The sequence below is a fragment of the Clostridium sp. JS66 genome, from assembly GCF_033561535.1.
GTDB classification, from domain to species: domain Bacteria; phylum Bacillota; class Clostridia; order Clostridiales; family Clostridiaceae; genus Clostridium_AM; species Clostridium_AM carboxidivorans.
Genome location: NZ_CP131467.1, coordinates 5,758,572 through 5,775,678, shown reverse-complemented (window position 1 = coordinate 5,775,678; position 17,107 = coordinate 5,758,572). Strand labels below are relative to the sequence as shown.

Annotated in this window: 13 protein-coding genes and 22 tRNA genes; 34 read left to right on the top strand and 1 reads right to left on the bottom strand. The window is 32.2% G+C overall.

What is annotated here, in order from left to right; genetic code table 11:
• The first annotated feature begins 42 nt into the window (after positions 1 to 42).
• From Q6H37_RS26870 to Q6H37_RS26765, 22 genes are all read left to right on the top strand, one after another.
• Positions 43 to 118 (top strand) — tRNA-Pro (locus Q6H37_RS26870).
• Positions 119 to 157: 39 nt separating this feature from the next.
• Positions 158 to 233 (top strand) — tRNA-Pro (locus Q6H37_RS26865).
• Positions 234 to 283: 50 nt separating this feature from the next.
• Positions 284 to 357: transfer RNA gene (locus Q6H37_RS26860), tRNA-Gly, on the top strand.
• A 5-nt stretch (positions 358 to 362) separates the two neighbouring features.
• Positions 363 to 439 (top strand) — tRNA-Arg (locus Q6H37_RS26855).
• A gap of 7 nt (positions 440 to 446) precedes the next feature.
• Positions 447 to 522 (top strand) — tRNA-His (locus Q6H37_RS26850).
• 23 nt (positions 523 to 545) lie between these two features.
• Positions 546 to 620, top strand: a tRNA-Gln gene (locus Q6H37_RS26845).
• A gap of 3 nt (positions 621 to 623) precedes the next feature.
• Positions 624 to 699, top strand: a tRNA-Lys gene (locus tag Q6H37_RS26840).
• A 79-nt stretch (positions 700 to 778) separates the two neighbouring features.
• Positions 779 to 863 (top strand) — tRNA-Leu (locus Q6H37_RS26835).
• Between the two features lie 23 nt (positions 864 to 886).
• Positions 887 to 961 (top strand) — tRNA-Gly (locus tag Q6H37_RS26830).
• A gap of 5 nt (positions 962 to 966) precedes the next feature.
• Positions 967 to 1,040 (top strand) — tRNA-Gly (locus tag Q6H37_RS26825).
• Between the two features lie 5 nt (positions 1,041 to 1,045).
• Positions 1,046 to 1,122: transfer RNA gene (locus Q6H37_RS26820), tRNA-Arg, on the top strand.
• Between the two features lie 6 nt (positions 1,123 to 1,128).
• Positions 1,129 to 1,204 (top strand) — tRNA-Lys (locus Q6H37_RS26815).
• A gap of 9 nt (positions 1,205 to 1,213) precedes the next feature.
• Positions 1,214 to 1,289, top strand: a tRNA-Pro gene (locus tag Q6H37_RS26810).
• An 18-nt stretch (positions 1,290 to 1,307) separates the two neighbouring features.
• Positions 1,308 to 1,381: transfer RNA gene (locus tag Q6H37_RS26805), tRNA-Gly, on the top strand.
• 7 nt (positions 1,382 to 1,388) lie between these two features.
• Positions 1,389 to 1,465: transfer RNA gene (locus Q6H37_RS26800), tRNA-Arg, on the top strand.
• Between the two features lie 7 nt (positions 1,466 to 1,472).
• A tRNA-Lys gene (locus Q6H37_RS26795) sits at positions 1,473 to 1,548 on the top strand.
• A gap of 10 nt (positions 1,549 to 1,558) precedes the next feature.
• Positions 1,559 to 1,634: transfer RNA gene (locus Q6H37_RS26790), tRNA-His, on the top strand.
• A gap of 15 nt (positions 1,635 to 1,649) precedes the next feature.
• Positions 1,650 to 1,725: transfer RNA gene (locus tag Q6H37_RS26785), tRNA-Lys, on the top strand.
• An 80-nt stretch (positions 1,726 to 1,805) separates the two neighbouring features.
• A tRNA-Leu gene (locus Q6H37_RS26780) sits at positions 1,806 to 1,889 on the top strand.
• Positions 1,890 to 1,904: 15 nt separating this feature from the next.
• A tRNA-Gly gene (locus tag Q6H37_RS26775) sits at positions 1,905 to 1,979 on the top strand.
• 5 nt (positions 1,980 to 1,984) lie between these two features.
• A tRNA-Gly gene (locus Q6H37_RS26770) sits at positions 1,985 to 2,058 on the top strand.
• Positions 2,059 to 2,140: 82 nt separating this feature from the next.
• A tRNA-Arg gene (locus Q6H37_RS26765) sits at positions 2,141 to 2,217 on the top strand.
• A gap of 350 nt (positions 2,218 to 2,567) precedes the next feature.
• Here Q6H37_RS26765 and Q6H37_RS26760 read toward each other — a convergent pair.
• On the bottom strand, positions 2,568 to 4,280 hold the full coding sequence (locus Q6H37_RS26760) for a methyl-accepting chemotaxis protein (RefSeq protein WP_318737932.1): 1,713 nt from the start codon (positions 4,278 to 4,280) through the stop codon (positions 2,568 to 2,570).
• A 1,038-nt stretch (positions 4,281 to 5,318) separates the two neighbouring features.
• Here Q6H37_RS26760 and ilvA point away from each other — a divergent pair.
• From ilvA to pyrE, 12 genes are all read left to right on the top strand, one after another.
• Positions 5,319 to 6,533, top strand: coding sequence for a threonine ammonia-lyase (ilvA, locus tag Q6H37_RS26755; protein ID WP_318737931.1), 1,215 nt, complete (start codon positions 5,319 to 5,321; stop codon positions 6,531 to 6,533).
• Between the two features lie 293 nt (positions 6,534 to 6,826).
• Complete coding sequence (locus tag Q6H37_RS26750) at positions 6,827 to 7,975, top strand: double-cubane-cluster-containing anaerobic reductase (protein WP_318737930.1); 1,149 nt, start codon at positions 6,827 to 6,829, stop codon at positions 7,973 to 7,975.
• Between the two features lie 115 nt (positions 7,976 to 8,090).
• Positions 8,091 to 9,350: a double-cubane-cluster-containing anaerobic reductase gene (locus Q6H37_RS26745; protein ID WP_318737929.1), complete on the top strand. Its 1,260-nt coding sequence runs from the start codon at positions 8,091 to 8,093 to the stop codon at positions 9,348 to 9,350.
• Between the two features lie 16 nt (positions 9,351 to 9,366).
• On the top strand, positions 9,367 to 9,618 hold the full coding sequence (locus Q6H37_RS26740; protein ID WP_318737928.1) for a DUF3343 domain-containing protein: 252 nt from the start codon (positions 9,367 to 9,369) through the stop codon (positions 9,616 to 9,618).
• A 71-nt stretch (positions 9,619 to 9,689) separates the two neighbouring features.
• Entirely contained in the window at positions 9,690 to 10,448 is a 759-nt protein-coding gene (locus Q6H37_RS26735) for an acyl-CoA dehydratase activase (RefSeq protein ID WP_318737927.1), read from the top strand.
• Between the two features lie 224 nt (positions 10,449 to 10,672).
• On the top strand, positions 10,673 to 11,593 hold the full coding sequence (pyrB, locus tag Q6H37_RS26730) for an aspartate carbamoyltransferase (RefSeq protein WP_318737926.1): 921 nt from the start codon (positions 10,673 to 10,675) through the stop codon (positions 11,591 to 11,593).
• Between the two features lie 20 nt (positions 11,594 to 11,613).
• The gene (locus tag Q6H37_RS26725; RefSeq protein ID WP_318737925.1) at positions 11,614 to 12,045 is read left to right on the top strand and encodes an aspartate carbamoyltransferase regulatory subunit; all 432 of its coding nucleotides are present in this window, start codon (positions 11,614 to 11,616) and stop codon (positions 12,043 to 12,045) included.
• 40 nt (positions 12,046 to 12,085) lie between these two features.
• The gene (locus Q6H37_RS26720) at positions 12,086 to 13,270 is read left to right on the top strand and encodes a dihydroorotase (RefSeq protein ID WP_318737924.1); all 1,185 of its coding nucleotides are present in this window, start codon (positions 12,086 to 12,088) and stop codon (positions 13,268 to 13,270) included.
• 48 nt (positions 13,271 to 13,318) lie between these two features.
• Positions 13,319 to 14,191 carry an orotidine-5'-phosphate decarboxylase gene (gene pyrF, locus Q6H37_RS26715; RefSeq protein ID WP_318737923.1) on the top strand — a complete coding sequence of 291 codons (873 nt, stop codon included), beginning with the start codon at positions 13,319 to 13,321 and terminating at the stop codon, positions 14,189 to 14,191.
• Between the two features lie 39 nt (positions 14,192 to 14,230).
• Positions 14,231 to 14,971 (top strand): dihydroorotate dehydrogenase electron transfer subunit, encoded by a 741-nt coding sequence (locus Q6H37_RS26710; protein ID WP_412523890.1) that lies wholly within the window; start codon positions 14,231 to 14,233, stop codon positions 14,969 to 14,971.
• A gap of 34 nt (positions 14,972 to 15,005) precedes the next feature.
• Positions 15,006 to 15,899, top strand: a complete 894-nt coding sequence (locus Q6H37_RS26705; RefSeq protein ID WP_318737922.1) for a dihydroorotate dehydrogenase — start codon at positions 15,006 to 15,008, stop codon at positions 15,897 to 15,899.
• A 27-nt stretch (positions 15,900 to 15,926) separates the two neighbouring features.
• Positions 15,927 to 16,508 (top strand): orotate phosphoribosyltransferase, encoded by a 582-nt coding sequence (pyrE, locus tag Q6H37_RS26700; protein WP_318737921.1) that lies wholly within the window; start codon positions 15,927 to 15,929, stop codon positions 16,506 to 16,508.
• The last annotated feature ends 599 nt before the right edge of the window (positions 16,509 to 17,107 follow it).

The following is a 17,107-nucleotide window of genomic DNA, read 5'->3' as shown; positions in this document are numbered from 1 at the left end:
TGATAACAACTTCTAAGAACATTCAAGATAAATCTTGAATGTCGGGGTGTGGCGCAGATGGGAGCGCGCGTGGTTTGGGACCATGAGGTCGCAGGTTCAATCCCTGTCACCCCGACCATTGAAAAGATATATTTAAATGATTAAGTCACTGAAATACCGGGGTGTGGCGCAGATGGGAGCGCGCGTGGTTTGGGACCATGAGGTCGCAGGTTCAATCCCTGTCACCCCGACCAAGAAGCTTAGTGTTAAAAAGTTAATAAGTTTCTATTATGTTTGATAATTTGCGGGTGTAACTCAATGGTAGAGTGCTAGCCTTCCAAGCTAGTTACGAGGGTTCGATTCCCTTCACCCGCTCCAAATATGCGTTTTTAGCTCAGTTGGATAGAGCAACGGCCTTCTAAGCCGTGTGCCAGGGGTTCGAATCCCTTAAGACGCACCAAATTGCGGTGAACGTAGTTCAGTTGGTAGAGCGCCAGATTGTGGTTCTGGTTGTCGAGGGTTCGAGCCCCTTCGTTCACCCCACAAATATAATAAGTAATAAATATTGGGGTGTCGCCAAGCGGTAAGGCATAGCACTTTGACTGCTACATTCGTAGGTTCAAATCCTGCCATCCCAGCCATATGGTTTACTAGCTCAGTTGGTAGAGCACATGACTTTTAATCATGTTGTCCGGGGTTCGATTCCCCGGTAAGCCACCAATAAATAATAAAGTATAGTTCAAAAGAAATAACTTTTGAATAGTACCTATTACTTATAAGATATAATTTAAAAATACATGCAGGTGTGGCGGAATTGGCAGACGCACTAGACTTAGGATCTAGCGCCTAACGGTGTATGGGTTCGACTCCCTTCACCTGCACCATGTATTCTGAATCAACAAAAATTGCGGGAGTGGCTCAGTGGTAGAGCGTCACCTTGCCAAGGTGAACGTCGCGAGTTCGAATCTCGTCTTCCGCTCCAAACATGCGGGTGTAACTCAATGGTAGAGTGCTAGCCTTCCAAGCTAGTTACGAGGGTTCGATTCCCTTCACCCGCTCCAAATATGCGTTTTTAGCTCAGTTGGATAGAGCAACGGCCTTCTAAGCCGTGTGCCAGGGGTTCGAATCCCTTAAGACGCACCATAATTTGTGCCATTAGCTCAGTTGGTAGAGCACCTGACTCTTAATCAGGGTGCCCAGGGTTCGAGTCCCTGATGGCGCACCATAAACCCACCGGGGTGTGGCGCAGATGGGAGCGCGCGTGGTTTGGGACCATGAGGTCGCAGGTTCAATCCCTGTCACCCCGACCATTTAAAAAAGACATATTTGCGGGTGTAACTCAATGGTAGAGTGCTAGCCTTCCAAGCTAGTTACGAGGGTTCGATTCCCTTCACCCGCTCCATATATATGCGTTTTTAGCTCAGTTGGATAGAGCAACGGCCTTCTAAGCCGTGTGCCAGGGGTTCGAATCCCTTAAGACGCACCACATATTTGTGCCATTAGCTCAGTTGGTAGAGCACCTGACTCTTAATCAGGGTGCCCAGGGTTCGAGTCCCTGATGGCGCACCATTTTTTTATGGTGGACGTAGTTCAGTTGGTAGAGCGCCAGATTGTGGTTCTGGTTGTCGAGGGTTCGAGTCCCTTCGTCCACCCCACTTTAACATAAATATGGTTTACTAGCTCAGTTGGTAGAGCACATGACTTTTAATCATGTTGTCCGGGGTTCGATTCCCCGGTAAGCCACCAATAAGTAATAAAGTATGGTGCAAAGAAGTTAAACTTTTAAGCAATACTTGATACTTATAAGCTACAATTAAAAAATACATGCAGGTGTGGCGGAATTGGCAGACGCACTAGACTTAGGATCTAGCGCCAACGGCGTGGGGGTTCGACTCCCTTCACCTGCACCAGTATTTATAAATTATGCGGGAGTGGCTCAGTGGTAGAGCGTCACCTTGCCAAGGTGAACGTCGCGAGTTCGAATCTCGTCTTCCGCTCCAAATACGCGGGTGTAACTCAATGGTAGAGTGCTAGCCTTCCAAGCTAGTTACGAGGGTTCGATTCCCTTCACCCGCTCCAAATATATGCGTTTTTATGTTTTAAATATTAAGTTTTAATTCAGAGACCTGGAAGTAAGTAAAACGCACAAATATCCTAATGAGCGCCCATAGCTCAGTTGGATAGAGTGATGGACTTCGAATCCAGAGGCCGCGGGTTCAAATCCTGCTGGGCGCACCAGAAAGAATTAAAAGCACTATGGTTAGTGCTTTTTTAATTTTTTGCATTTTTAAATTTTCCCTACAAAGTCTTTCATGAAGATTTATTCAACATTAAAAAAGGTCATTTATTTTATCAATTGCTTTTATTTTTGTAAAGGCATTATACTTAGCTAAAGAACAGATTATGAAAAAGTAGACTTCACCTAGTCAGAACTCTGGTCTTTAACATTGGCTCAACTCAACATAATGTTTGAAGATAGGCTTAAACAATATATAAAATTACTACTGATGTATATATCAGTAGTAATTTCTAAATAAACTTTATCATATCAATTCAAATTTACACAAAGCTATGTGCATTTTCTAGAATTATACTTTAAATTTATGAACCATTTCATTAAGCTTTTGTGCAAGTTCAGCTTGACTTTGAGCAGATTTAGAAACCTCACTTACAGCCTTTGTTATCTCATTTATACTGCTCATTATCTCCTCTGAACTAGCTGCTGATTCTTCTGAAGTTGCTGATATATTTTCAGCTGAGCCGCTTATATTACCTACAGCGTTATCCATTCGTTTTGAAGAATCTGAAATTTCTTCGGCCATGTTTTTTATAAATTCAGCATCTTTTTCATATTGTATACCTGTATTCATAAGAAGTTCATAGTTAGGATTTACATTATTTGATATATAATCTAATATATCTTGTCCGCTTTTTGATAAAGAATCAAAGGCGTTTTTTACTTGAGAAACCATGTTTTGTATGTTTAATACAGCTTGAGAAGATTGTTCTGCCAAATCTCTCACTTCATCTGCAACTACAGCAAAACCTTTTCCTTGTTCCCCAGCTCGAGCAGCTTCTATTGCAGCGTTTAATGCAAGGAGATTTGTTTGTTCTGCTATATTTCCAATAGAATCAGCCATAATTTTAACTTGTTCAACAACTTTCCCATCCTCAATAGATTTTATAATATTATCGTGTTTTTCTTTATATATTGCATTTCCGTCCTCTATATTTTTAGCTGCTTTATTTTTTATTTCAACTGCACGTTTAGTTATTTCGTCTGAAGAATTTTGTGCGCTTATTGATTTCGCTAACAATTCACTAGTTGAACTAGAAATCTCTTGCATGGAAGCATTTACTCCTTCTGTTGTTGAACTTAATTCTTGGGCACCTTGCGCTATTTGTTCAGTGGATTCATTTGCAGCTTCCATCATAGATGTAATTTCCTCAGTAGTTGCAGATAGCTCTTCACTAGAAGCACTTATATCTCCAGCACTATTCATTATTGAACTTATTAAATCTTTCATGTGCTCACAAGCTTTATTTAAGGCTTTTCCTAAATTTCCTATTTCATCGTTTCTATCCACTTCTATGGATTTAGTTAAATCTCCATCTTCCAAAGCTTTTGCTAACTCTAAAACCTTAGTAATTTCCTTTGAAATCATAAATGCTATAAATAAACCAAGCATAATTGCAACCATTAAGCCTAGAACAATTATAATAGTCGTAATAATCAAAGATGATTTATATGTAGTCTCATTTTGAATATCTGCTTTATCTGCTTTATCAGAATTTATTTTTATTAAATTATCCATATCTTCATAAATTTTTGTTCTTGCCTTAGTAATATCAGAAAATTTTTCTTGTGCATCTTTATAGTTGTTTTCGTCAACAAATTTTAGTACAATATTAAAAGCATTTTTATATGTATTTCTATCCTCTTTTAGTTTTGAAAAAGTTGATTTTTCCTCATTAGATAATAGTGTATTTTCATAATTACTTATACTTATATCATTTTTACCAACTAAATCATTGACTTCATTTTTTAAGTTATTTTTATCACTTAAGTTTTGTTGGTAAACAATTTTTAATAAATCTGATCGAATATCTGCATAATTTTGCTTCATAGTCATTAGAGTTTCTATTGACTTAAGATTATAATCATGCATAGAATTAGCATTAGAATATATGAACTTCATGTTATGTACTCCAATAAATCCAACTCCGCCAATGAATAATGCTACTAGAATAAATGAAGATATTAATTTTTGTGCCATCTTCAAATTTTTAAACCACTGCATAATTATACCTCCTTAAAATTTTATTGTAATTTGATGCATATACTTTAAGTTTTTAAACCACTGCATAATTTATACCTCCTTAAAATTTCGTTGTAATTTGCTGCACATATCCGATTTTTTATATGTATTTAGGTAATCAATTATAAATGGTGTTTGGACAATTGATTATAACAACTAAATTATAAAATCTTTGAAAATAACTTAAAATCCTTCATATTTAGCGAAAATAACAATTAAGATGGATACTATATATATATTCGACAAGAATGCTAGTACTCTTTAATGAAATCGTAAAATATTATTCTAAAATTAAATTGGAAAATTACGGTGAATTAGCAGACTGTTTCATGCTTAAAATAGCGAACCTATTTATACATTGAATAAATTAACTATACCTACATTTATAAATTAATTATTGAACGTGGGTTAAGTGTTTAAAATAAAGGATTTACGTGGGATTTATAATTACCTCCATAGTGGGCACAATATAAATACTTGATACATTTGGTACCTTAAATGTATTTATTAATGTAGTAATTTCCACATAATATCATATTTAGTTTTAGTAACGTGATAATTTAGATTTTTATCATAGTAGGGAAAAATAATTAAAATCCAGTTTTTAGGGCAATAATGCATTTTTTAAAGGAAAATGAAACATTTTTTTCTATACGTGAAATAAAAAATTCAAAATTTATAAAATATCTCGCAAAAAAATGTAATTTGAAGTAAAATATAATTGTAGAAAACGTTTAAGTGTGATAAAATATAATCAGACGTTAAGAAAATATAAAATTAATTTTACACATATTCTAGTGAAATTATTAAAAAAAGCGTATATCTGCGTACAACGAACAAGTGTAAACGTTTGATAGAAAGACAAAATGTAAAATATTTCAACAAAGCAAAAATGTGTAATTTAAAAGCTTTAATAAAAAATATATGCAATATTTAATTCAAAAATTATAAAAAATGCTACAAATTATCCATACATGGATGAATTATATAAAATATTTATACAAGCAGGGGGAATAAGTTATGGAATTAAATTTAGAAAGAATTAAAAAAGCTCAAGAAAACATTAAGGAAGTAGTAAGAAAAACACCTATGTTTCATACAAGTACTTTCTCAAAAAAATGTAATTGTAATGTATACTTAAAGTGTGAAAATAAACAGAAAACTGGTGCTTTCAAATTGAGAGGAGCATATAACAAATTAGTTAATTTAACAGAAGAAGAAAAGAAAAGAGGAGTTATAGCTTCTTCAGCAGGAAATCATGCTCAAGGAGTTGCTTACGCTGCAACATCATTTAATGTTAAATCTACTATAGTAATGCCATTAACTGCACCACAAGCAAAAGTAGCAGCAACAAAAGGATATGGTGCTGAAGTTATTCAAGCAGGTCAAGTATATGATGAATGTCATGATAAAGCTGTAGAAGTACAAAAAGAAACAGGAGCAACATTTTTAGAACCATTCAATGATATAGATGTAATGGCAGGCCAAGGAACCATAGCTCTTGAAATGTTAGAAGATTTACCTGAAGCTGATGTTATAGTAGTTCCAATTGGTGGTGGTGGATTAATATCTGGTATTGCCGTAGCAGCTAAATCAATAAAACCTTCAATAAGAATAGTAGGGGTTGAACCAGAAATAGTACCATCTGCAAAAGCTGCACTAGAGAAAGGAAAAGTTACTACTGTACCAGGAGCAAAATCTTTAGCTGATGGTATATCAGTTAGTACAGTAGGAGACGAATGCTTTAAATACATTCAAAAATATGTAGATGAAGTAGTTACAATAAGTGAAGATGAAATAGCTCATGCTATGTTCCAAATAATGGAGAGAAATAAACTAATAGTTGAAGGCTCAGGAGCAGCACCTTTGGCAGCTTTATTAGCTAAAAAAATAGATGGAATAGAAGGCAAAAATGTTATTGCTCTAGTTAGTGGAGGAAATGCTGACATAGCAACTACAGCTAAAATAATAGAAAGAGAATTAGTTTTTGAAAAGAGAAGAATAAGATTTGAAGCAGAACTTCAAGATAAAGCAGGAACATTAGGAGCTTTAATATCTGAAGTAGGAGCAATGGGAGGAAATGTTGTTACAGTAAGACAAAACAGCAACTGGAATGAAAGAGGACTTGAATCTGCTGATGTATCATTTGAAATTACAGTTCAATCTCAAGAACATGGTGAAAGTATAATAAAAAGCTTAAGAGATAAAGGATATGTTATAAATATAAAAAAATAAATTAATATCCTCTTAAATTTATAAAGTTAGATTTGTTGAATAAATATCAGCCTTTTGGCTGATATTTATTTTTGTAAATTTATTAGCATATAATAATAATTTTTAAGTTATAGTATTAATCAACTATATGAATTCGTTATAGACATATGGACATTTATAAATAAATCCAATGAGTAGCAGTAGTGCATATATGCTATTATAAAATTGATAATGTTTATATAATGGTATGTTTTCACAATGTATTGGAAGATACTGCTTTCAATAATTTTAATGTATAAATTGGAGGATTTAAAATGAATGAATTGCCACAAAAAATAAATGAATTTGGGGAAAAGAGAAGAAAAGGTTTTGTAACTATAAAAAATCTTAAGGATGAAGGAAAAAAAGTTGTAGGTGTGTTTTGTGCTTTTACTCCAAAAGAGGTAATTTCTGCAGCTGGAGCTATACCAATAGGGATATGTGGAACTAGTGAAGAGCCAATACCTGATGCGGAAAAGCATTTACCAAGAAACTTGTGTCCTCTTATAAAATCCAGTTATGGTTTTGCTATAACTGAAAAGTGTCCTTACACATATTTTTCAGATTTAATAGTAGGAGAAACTACTTGTGATGGAAAGAAAAAAATGTATGAAATGCTTGGAAAGATAAAAGATGTACATGTAATGCAGTTGCCTCAGACTACAAAAGGTGAAGATTCTTATAAGCTTTGGAAAAATGAAATTATTAAACTAAAAGAAAAATTAGAAAAGAAATTTGATGTAGAGATAACTGAGCAAAATTTAAAGGATGCAATTAAATTGAAAAATAGAGAGAGGGAAACTTTAAGGGAATTTTATGAACTAGGAAAAATGACTCCTCCTCCTATTGAAGGTATAGATATATTAAAGGTTCTTAGAGGTGCAGCTTTTAGCTATGATAAGGAAGAGGAAATAAAAACTATAAGTGATATGACAAAAAGTATTAAAGAGGCTTATGAAAAAGGAGAAAAGAAAGTATCTAGTTCAGCAAAAAGAATACTAGTAACGGGATGTCCTTTAGGTGAGTCTACTGATAAAATAATCAATACAATAGAACAAAATGGAGGAGTGGTTGTTTGCTTCGAAAATTGTGGAGGAGTTAAAGATATAGGATTTTTAGTAGATGAAAACATTGATCCTATAGATGCACTTACAAGCAAGTATTTAAATATAGCTTGTTCTTGTATGACACCAAATAATAATAGAATAGAATTATTATCTAATCTAATAGATGAATATCAGGTTGATGGAGTTGTAGATGTAATACTTCAAGCATGCCACACTTATAATGTAGAGACTTATACAATAAAAGAATTTGTAACAAAAGAAAAAAATATACCTTATTTAAGTATAGAAACTGATTACTCTCAAACAGATATAGGACAACTTAAAACTAGAATTGGCGCTTTTATAGAAATGATTTAATTTTTGAAAAAGAATAACTTATAGATGAAGTAGGTACTATTAAATATTAAAATAACGTTTTCAATATATGTTGTGTTAATATGTATGTATAAAAATTTAGTTGGAGGTAGTTATAGTGGGAGATTATAGAGAATTATGGACAAACCTAGGAGTAGATTTGGAAAAGCATGATAAATTATGTGCTGTATTACCAGAACTTTATGGTGATACATATTTAACTCAAGAAGATCGACCAGAAGGTATGAATTATTTCAATTTTGTTGTTGCCGAAGTACACGGACTTAGAATACAAGAATTAGACGAACATAGAAAAAAAGGTGGAAAGGTTATAGGTACTTTTTGCGTATTTGTACCAGATGAAGTAATACTTGCAGCTAATGCTATTGGAGTTGGACTCTGTGCAGGTTCACAATTTTGGATAGAAGATGGAGAAAAAGTTTTACCAAGAAATATGTGTCCTCTTATAAAAGCATTTATGGGAGCTAAAGTTGGTGGTACATGCCCATACTTCCAATCTTGTGATATGATAATAGGAGAAACTACTTGTGATGGTAAGAAAAAAGCTTGGGAAGTATTAGAAGATTATGTTCCAGTACATGTTATGGATTTACCACAGATGAAAAGAGCTAAGGACTATACAGCATGGAGTAGTGAGATAAAAGATGTTATTGCAAAAGTTGAAGAACTTACAGGCAATAAAGTTACAGTTGATAGTCTTAAAGAAGCTATAAGAACAGCTAATGCTAAAAGAAGAGCACTAAAGAGATTATATGATTTAAGAAAGTACAAGCCATCGCCAATTAGTGGATTGGATTGTCTTTTAATATCTCAAATTGCTTTTTATGATGATCCTCATAGATTTGTTGAAAAACTAAATGAACTTTGTGATGAATTAGATGAAAGAGTTAAGAATCTAAAAGATCAAGGAAAGAAAAGATTAATGATAACAGGAACTCCTATGGCATTGCCAAACTGGAAACTTCATTCTATAATCGAGGGATTAAATGCACAAGTAGTAGTGGAAGAAACTTGTACAGGTACAAGATATTTTGAAAATGAAGTATCAGAAGAAGGCGAAACTATAGATGATTTAATTAAAAATTTAGCAGATAGATATTTAAATATAAACTGTGCTTGTTTCACTCCTAACACAGGCAGAATAGATGATATAATAAAATATTCAAAGGAATATGATGTAGATGGTGTAATAGATTTTAATTTATCCTTCTGCCATACTTACGCAGTTGAACATAAAGCAGTTGAGAAAGCTTTAAAAGAAAAAGATATACCTGTTATGCATATAGAGACAGATTATTCAACAGAAGATGCTGGACAGATAAAAACAAGAGTAGAAGCTTTCCTTGAAATGATTTAAAAAGAGGGTAAGCAAAATGCAGCAAATAAGATATTATATACTATTTCCATCTCATACAGAAGGTATGAAATTGGAGAAAGTGTTGAAAGAACAAAAAATAAAGTATACAATAGTACCAACACCTAGGCAACTTTCAACTTGCTGCGGTATTTCTATAATGTATAATAAAGAGGATGAAGATAAGATAAAAACTTTAATAGATATGCACAATGTGAAAACTTTAGGTTTTCATTCTGTGGATAGAAAAGTAAAAAATCCATATTTATAAGTAGAAAAATTTAAATGGGGAATGGGAAAGTATATTTTCCATTCTCTATTCTGTTAAACTGGAGGTTTTTAATGTTTTACGTAGGAATAGATATAGGATCAACTGCTTCAAAGGTTTGTATTTTTAATGGTGATGAAATGGAAAATACCTTTGTTTTGCCTACAGGATGGAGTAGTGTAAAAACAGCAGAGGACATAAAAGAAAGATTGGAAGAATTAAATTTGAACAAAGATAACTCTAGGATTGTTGCTACAGGTTACGGCAGAGTTTCTGTGCCTTATGCAGATAAAACTGTTACTGAAATAACTTGTCATGGAAAAGGAGCATACCATATTTTAGGTGAAGACTGTACTGTTATAGACATAGGAGGACAAGATACTAAAGTAATAACTGTACAGGATGGAAAGGTAACTAATTTCACCATGAATGATAAATGTGCAGCAGGTACAGGAAGATTTTTAGAACTTATGGCAAACACTTTGGGACTCAGTATAACAGAAATGTGTGAAATGTCAGAGCAAGGGGAAGAAATTACTATAAGTTCTATGTGTACAGTTTTTGCAGAATCAGAAGTTATAAGTTTAATTGGCAGTGGAAAAAAAAGAGAGGATATTGCTTGTGGAGTAGTAGATTCTATCGCAAGTAAGGTAAAGTCTTTATGCCAAAAACATTCAGATAGTTTCAACTACTTTTTAACAGGCGGATTAAGTAGCAATAAGTATATAATAAAAAAATTATCGGAAAAGCTTCAATCAAAGGTTAAAGCTGATGAATTAGGCAGATATGCAGGAGCTATAGGTGCTGCATTAGTAGCAAAGTCCTTGAAATAGATATTGACTTTGTATATAAATTATGATACAGTAAATAAGATAAAAGTTGAATATTAAAATTTTTATAACCTTTAAAACTAATCCAGAGAGATTAGAAAGGCAAATTGAAGAAAAAAGTATAATCAAAATGTATGTAGAAACCATGCCTTCCTTAATCTTTAAAGGAAAGGCATTTTTTTATACCTTTAAATTTAGCACAGAGAGGCTAAGAAGGAGGAGATATTATGTTAAAAGGTAGAAATTTAATAGACCCTATGGATTTTACATTAGAAGAATTAGAGGAAATTTTTAAATTAGCAGGTCAAATTATTGCAAGTCCAGAAGAATTTACCCATGTTTGTCAGGGTAAATTACTAGCCACACTATTCTATGAACCAAGTACAAGAACTAGATTCAGCTTTGAAGCAGCAATGTTAAGACTTGGTGGTCAGGTTATAGGATTTTCAGAACCAAATTCAAGTTCAGTTGCAAAGGGAGAAAGCGTAGCAGATACTATAAGAACAGTAGGGTGTTATGCAGATATAGTTGCTATGAGACATCCTAAAGAAGGAGCACCTAAGGTTGCAGCTATTAATTCTCCAATACCAGTTATAAATGCTGGAGATGGTGGACATCAGCATCCAACACAAACACTTACAGATCTTTTAACAATTAAGTCTATAAAAGGCAGATTGTCAAATTTAAAAATAGGTCTTTGCGGAGATTTAAAATTTGGAAGAACAGTTCACTCCCTAATAAAGGCTATATCTAGATATCAAAATAATAAATTTGTTTTGATAGCCCCTAAAGAACTTAAAGTCCCAGAGTATATAATTAAAGAATTAAATAAAAATAATATAGAGTATAAAGAAGTAGAAAAGTTAGAAGATGTTATAGGAGATTTGGATATACTTTATATGACAAGAGTTCAAAAAGAAAGATTTTTTAATGAGGAAGATTATATAAGACTTAAGGATAGCTATATATTGGATGAAGCAAAAATGTCTATAGCATCAGAGGATATGATAGTTCTTCACCCTCTTCCAAGAGTTAATGAAATAGCCTATGAAGTAGATGATGACCATAGAGCTTGCTATTTCAAACAAGCTAAATACGGAATGTATGTGAGAATGGCATTAATTGCTAAGCTTTTAGGTGTTAGATAATTTTGAAGGGGGATTATAATATGTTAACAATAAATAGTGTGAGAAATGGTATAGTAATAGATCATATAAGGGCTGGACACGGAATAAAGATATTTAATTACTTAGGATTAGATAATGTTGATTATTCAGTTGCATTAATAATGAATGCAGAAAGTAAGAAGTGTGGAAAAAAAGACATAATTAAGATAGAGAATAATTTAGAATTGGATCTTAAAGTACTAGGATTTATAGATCCTAATATAACAATAGATATAATAGAAGACGAACAAATAAAGGAGAAGATAAAATTAAAGTTACCTGAAAAAGTTGAAAATATAATAAAATGCAAAAATCCAAGATGTATAACTTCTGTAGAAAGAGATTTAGCACATGTATTTTATCTTACAGATGAGGAACATGGAGAGTACAGATGTTTATACTGTGACGAAACCTACAGAGTTTCAGATATGTAGAACCGAATTAACTCTTAGTTGGAAGAAAGGGGATGCATATATGGAACTATTAATAAAAAATGCAAAAATAGTAGATTGGTCGCAGAATTTTATTGGAGATGTTTATATAAATGAAGGTATAATTTGTGAAATGGGAAAGAACTTAAAAAAGGATTGTAAAATTATAGATGCTGAAGGATTAACATTATTACCATCATTTATAGACTTACATGTACATTTTAGAGAGCCTGGTTTTACAAATAAAGAAGATATTGAAAGTGGAAGTTATGCTGCAGCTAAGGGTGGATATACTATGGTAAACCTTATGGCAAATACTAAGCCTGTATGCAGCAATATGGATACTATAAATTATGTTTTAAATAGAGCAAAAGAAGTAGGAATTATAGATGTTCATCAAGTATCAAGCATAACAAATAACTTTGATGGAAAAGATATAAGTCACTTAGATAGATTAGATCCTTCTGTAAAAATAATATCAGAGGATGGAAGTGACGTAATGGATAGCAAAGTTATGCTTGAGGCAATGGTTAAAGCAAAAGAGAGCGGCAGAATTGTTATGTGTCATTGTGAGGAACATTTACTTAGTAATATAGATACAAGGTTGTCAGAAAACACTATGACATGGAGAAATATAGCATTAGCTGAATTTACAGGATGTGCAGTTCATATAGCACATGTAAGTACAAAAGAATCCATGGAATATATTATAGAAGCTAAGAAAAAAGGAATTAATGTAACTTGTGAAGTTGCACCACACCATATAGCACTTGTAGATAATGATTATAGAGTAAATCCTCCTATTAGAAAAAAAGAGGATGTTGAGTTTTTAATAAAGTCTATAAAAGATGGATGGGTAGATGCTATAAGTACAGACCATGCACCACATACGGCAGAGGATAAAAAGAATGGGTCACCAGGAATATCAGGAATAGAAACTGCTTTTTCAGTATGCTATACAAAGCTTGTAAAAGAAGAAAAAATAAGTTTTAGTAAGCTTTCAGAGATAATGTCTAAAAATCCAGCTTATATAATGGGTGTTAAAAAAGGACAAATAAAAATAGGCTATGATGCAGATTTAGTTTTAGTAGATACAGAGAAAAAATATGAAATATGCTCAGATACTTTTAAATCAAAGGGTAAAAATACTCCTTTTAATGGAATGCAAGTATATGGAGCTGTGATAAGAACATTAAAGTCTGGAAATACAGTATTTAGCGAAATGTAAAAGTGAGCATAAAAATCCAATAAAGTATGAATGGAGCTGTAATCAATTATGATAATAGATAAATTGTTTGAAAGTGTAGAAAAGAATGGTCATGTATGTGTTGGTTTAGATACTGATATAGAATATATTCCTAAGTGGGTAATTAACAAGAATACTTCAATAGAAGATGCTATTTTTGAATACAATAAAAATATAATAGATGCAACTTTAGATGTAGCTAGCTGTTATAAAGTTCAAATAGCATATTATGAAGCATTAGGTATATCAGGGCTAATGGTTTATAAGAAAACTCTTGAATATATAAGAAGTAAAAAGGCTATAGTAATTGCAGATATAAAAAGAGGGGATATAGCTAAAACAGCAGAGATGTATGCAAAAGCACATTTTGAAGGAGATTTTGAAAGTGACTTTGTAACTCTAAATCCATATATGGGCTTGGATGGGGTGGAACCTTATTTACCTTATGTGAAAAATAAAGAAAAAGGTTTGTTTTTGCTAGTTAGAACATCTAATAAAGGTGCTGAAGATATACAGTATGTAGATACGAAGGAAAAAGAAAAAGTTTATAACGTCGTAGGAGAAAAAATACAACAAATTGGAGAGCAGTGCATGGGAAGCTGTGGATATAGTTCCATAGGTGGAGTTGTTGGATGTACTCATGTAGAAGAAGGAATAAAGCTTAGAGCTGATTTAAATAAGATGTTTTTCCTTATACCTGGATATGGAGCACAAGGAGGAAAAGCTGAAGATGTAGCACTTTACTTGCATCAGGGAAATGGTGGAGTAGTTAATTCTTCTAGAGGAATATTACTTGCCTATAAAAAGGTTGAAGATGGAGAAAAAAATTACGCAGAATGTGCAAGAAAAGAAGCTGTAAGAATGAGAGATGACATACTTAGTAAATTGAAAATTAATGGCTAAATATATATAATTAGTTATTTAGGGAAGAGAGAATGATTTATGGAAAAAGTAAAGATGAATTATTCAACTGAAAAAGTTTATGAAAATATTGAAATAGAAAATCCAGTATATAAATTAACTATTAAAGGCAAGTTTAATGGTAAGCCAGGTCAGTTTTATATGTTGAAATGTTGGAACAAAGAGCCTATTTTATCAAGGCCTATAAGTATAAATCATATAGATGAAGAAAAAATAGTTTTTTTATATCAAGTAGTTGGTGAAGGAACTGAAATTTTAAGTAATTTGAAGAAGTTTGAAACTGTAGAAATTATGGGACCACTTGGAAATGGATTTGACATAGATGACATAAAAGGAAAAGTAGCCATAGTTTCAGGAGGTATAGGAACAGCGCCTATGCAGTATGTGGCAGAATCCCTTAAGGAGTGCAAGGTAGATTTGTATGCAGGGTTTAGAGATAAAAGCTACATTATTGATGAATTTAAGGGAATTGTTGAAAATGTAAATATATCAACTGAAACTGGAAGAGAAGGACATAAGGGATATATAACGGATATATTTAAACCTGAGCTTTATGATGTAGTCTTATGCTGTGGACCAGAAATTATGATGAATAAAGTAATTAAGCTTTGCAAAGATAAAAATGTAAAAGTTTATGTTTCTATGGAAAAACATATGGCCTGTGGTGTAGGCGCCTGTTTAGTATGTACTTGTAAAACAAAGCATGGAAACAAAAGAACCTGCAAGGATGGTCCAGTGTTTTCAGGGGAAGATATCATATGAGTTATTAATTAATAACTCAGAATGGAGAATTAAGATGAATGTGAATATATGCGGAGTAGATTTGAAAAATCCAGTTATTGCTGCGTCAGGTACTTTTGGTTTTGGTGAGGAATATGCTAATTTTTATGATATATCAAGATTAGGAGGAATATGTACTAAAGGTCTTACATTGAATCCTAAAGAAGGAAATGATGGTATAAGAGTATTTGAAACAAGAGGCGGAATGTTAAATAGTGTAGGACTTCAAAATCCAGGAGTTGATCATTTTATACAGTATGAACTTGAAAATATGAAAAAGTTTGATACAGCTATAATAGCCAATTTAGGTGGAGCAGCTATTGAGGATTATATAAAAGGCGTAGAAAAGCTTAATAGTACGGATATAGACATACTAGAACTTAATATATCCTGTCCTAATGTTAAATCAGGAGGAATGGCTTTTGGAATTAAATCAAAAGTTGCTTTTGAAGTAGTATCTGAAGTTAAAAAGATTTGCAAAAAACCTTTGATGGTGAAACTTTCACCTAATGCAGAGGATATCATAGATATGGCCTATAGATGTTGTGAGGCAGGAGCAGATTCTATATCTCTTGTAAATACTTTTAAAGGTATGGCTATAGATATTAATAAAAGAGAACCTGTATTTAATAATATTTCAGCAGGTCTTTCAGGTCCTGCAATAAAACCTATAGCACTTAGAATGGTTTATGAAGTTAGTAAAGCAGTAAATGTTCCTGTAATAGGACTTGGAGGAATAAGCAGCTGGAAGGATGCTGTAGAATTTATTATGGCAGGTGCTACTGCAATTCAAGTTGGAACAGCAAATTTTATAAAGCCAGATATATGTTTAGATATTATAAATGGAATAAAGAGTTATATGGAAAAAGAAAATATAAAAGATTTATGTGAAATAAGAGGAATCGTATAAAATTTCATGTATATGGAGGAATTTAAAATGGAAAACACAGATAAAATGGTTATAGATACACTGAAAGAAGTAGGTGCACTTTTAGAAGGACATTTCCTTCTATCTTCAGGAAAACATAGTAATAGATATTGCCAGTGTGCAAAATTACTCCAATATCCTGATAAAGCTGCAAAAGTTTTAAAAGTAGTAGCAGATAAGCTTAAAGATGTAGATTTTGATATTATAGTAGGACCAGCTATGGGAGGCGTAGTTGTATCCTATGAATTAGCAAGACAAACAGGAAAGCCTGGAATATTTGCTGAAAGACAAGATGGAAATATGACTATAAGAAGAGGATTTGAAATAAAGAAAGGACAGAAGGCTATAATATCAGAGGATGTTATAACTACAGGTAAGTCTTTTCTAGAAGTAGCAAATATAATTAAAGATCTAGGTGGAGAAGTAGTAGGAATAACCTGTATAGTAGATAGAAGGGCAGAAGGGGTAGAAGTAGAATATCCTTTATACAGTGCTGTAAAGTTAGATATTAAAAGTTATGAAAAGGAACAGTGCCCTATGTGCAAAGAAGGTACCCCATATGTAAAACCTGGCAGCAGGAATATTAAATAATTAGCTAAGTATTTTCCTTAATATATATATTTTATATATTTTTGAATTTCATTTTAGACCTCAAACTTTTTAAGTTTGGGGTCTGTTTTTTTTATATGTATTCTATTAATTAAATTCTTTCCATAAAGGACGTAATAAGAAAAACATGATTAAGTATGAAATTATCGTAAATGTTATAGGAAGAATTATATGTATTAAGGTCAAATTAGGTGTATTGAATTTTTTAAAAAGCGTGAATATATCACTTGGAATATTTAATATTAAATATAAAAGTATACCCATTTTACTTAGCTTAAGTATTAAAATAATGCTTAATATCTGAATTAAATATAAAACTAAGTGAAGTAAAATCGTATTTTTTGATACACTAACTGACCCTATATTTATTAATGATAATAATTGTTGGGTCATATCTAGTGTGGAAGAAAATGTAGGGAGTATCAAGAATATAATAAGGAATAATCTAAATTTACTTTCTTTTTCCATTAATGTCACCTCTTATATTAATTTTAAATTGTTTAGAATATACCAGCATATAACTGCACCAATAAATCCTCCTATATTGCAACTTATAATTGCAAGTTTAGAAATAAAAAATG

Coding starts and splice junctions, on each gene's coding strand:
- Q6H37_RS26760 (WP_318737932.1), bottom strand. CDS start 4,280: ATGCAGTGGTTTAAAAATTTGAAGATGGCACAAAAATTAATATCTTCA.
- ilvA (WP_318737931.1), top strand. CDS start 5,319: ATGGAATTAAATTTAGAAAGAATTAAAAAAGCTCAAGAAAACATTAAG.
- Q6H37_RS26750 (WP_318737930.1), top strand. CDS start 6,827: ATGAATGAATTGCCACAAAAAATAAATGAATTTGGGGAAAAGAGAAGA.
- Q6H37_RS26740 (WP_318737928.1), top strand. CDS start 9,367: ATGCAGCAAATAAGATATTATATACTATTTCCATCTCATACAGAAGGT.
- Q6H37_RS26735 (WP_318737927.1), top strand. CDS start 9,690: ATGTTTTACGTAGGAATAGATATAGGATCAACTGCTTCAAAGGTTTGT.
- pyrB (WP_318737926.1), top strand. CDS start 10,673: ATGTTAAAAGGTAGAAATTTAATAGACCCTATGGATTTTACATTAGAA.
- Q6H37_RS26725 (WP_318737925.1), top strand. CDS start 11,614: ATGTTAACAATAAATAGTGTGAGAAATGGTATAGTAATAGATCATATA.
- Q6H37_RS26720 (WP_318737924.1), top strand. CDS start 12,086: ATGGAACTATTAATAAAAAATGCAAAAATAGTAGATTGGTCGCAGAAT.
- pyrF (WP_318737923.1), top strand. CDS start 13,319: ATGATAATAGATAAATTGTTTGAAAGTGTAGAAAAGAATGGTCATGTA.
- Q6H37_RS26710 (WP_412523890.1), top strand. CDS start 14,231: ATGGAAAAAGTAAAGATGAATTATTCAACTGAAAAAGTTTATGAAAAT.
- Q6H37_RS26705 (WP_318737922.1), top strand. CDS start 15,006: ATGAATGTGAATATATGCGGAGTAGATTTGAAAAATCCAGTTATTGCT.
- pyrE (WP_318737921.1), top strand. CDS start 15,927: ATGGAAAACACAGATAAAATGGTTATAGATACACTGAAAGAAGTAGGT.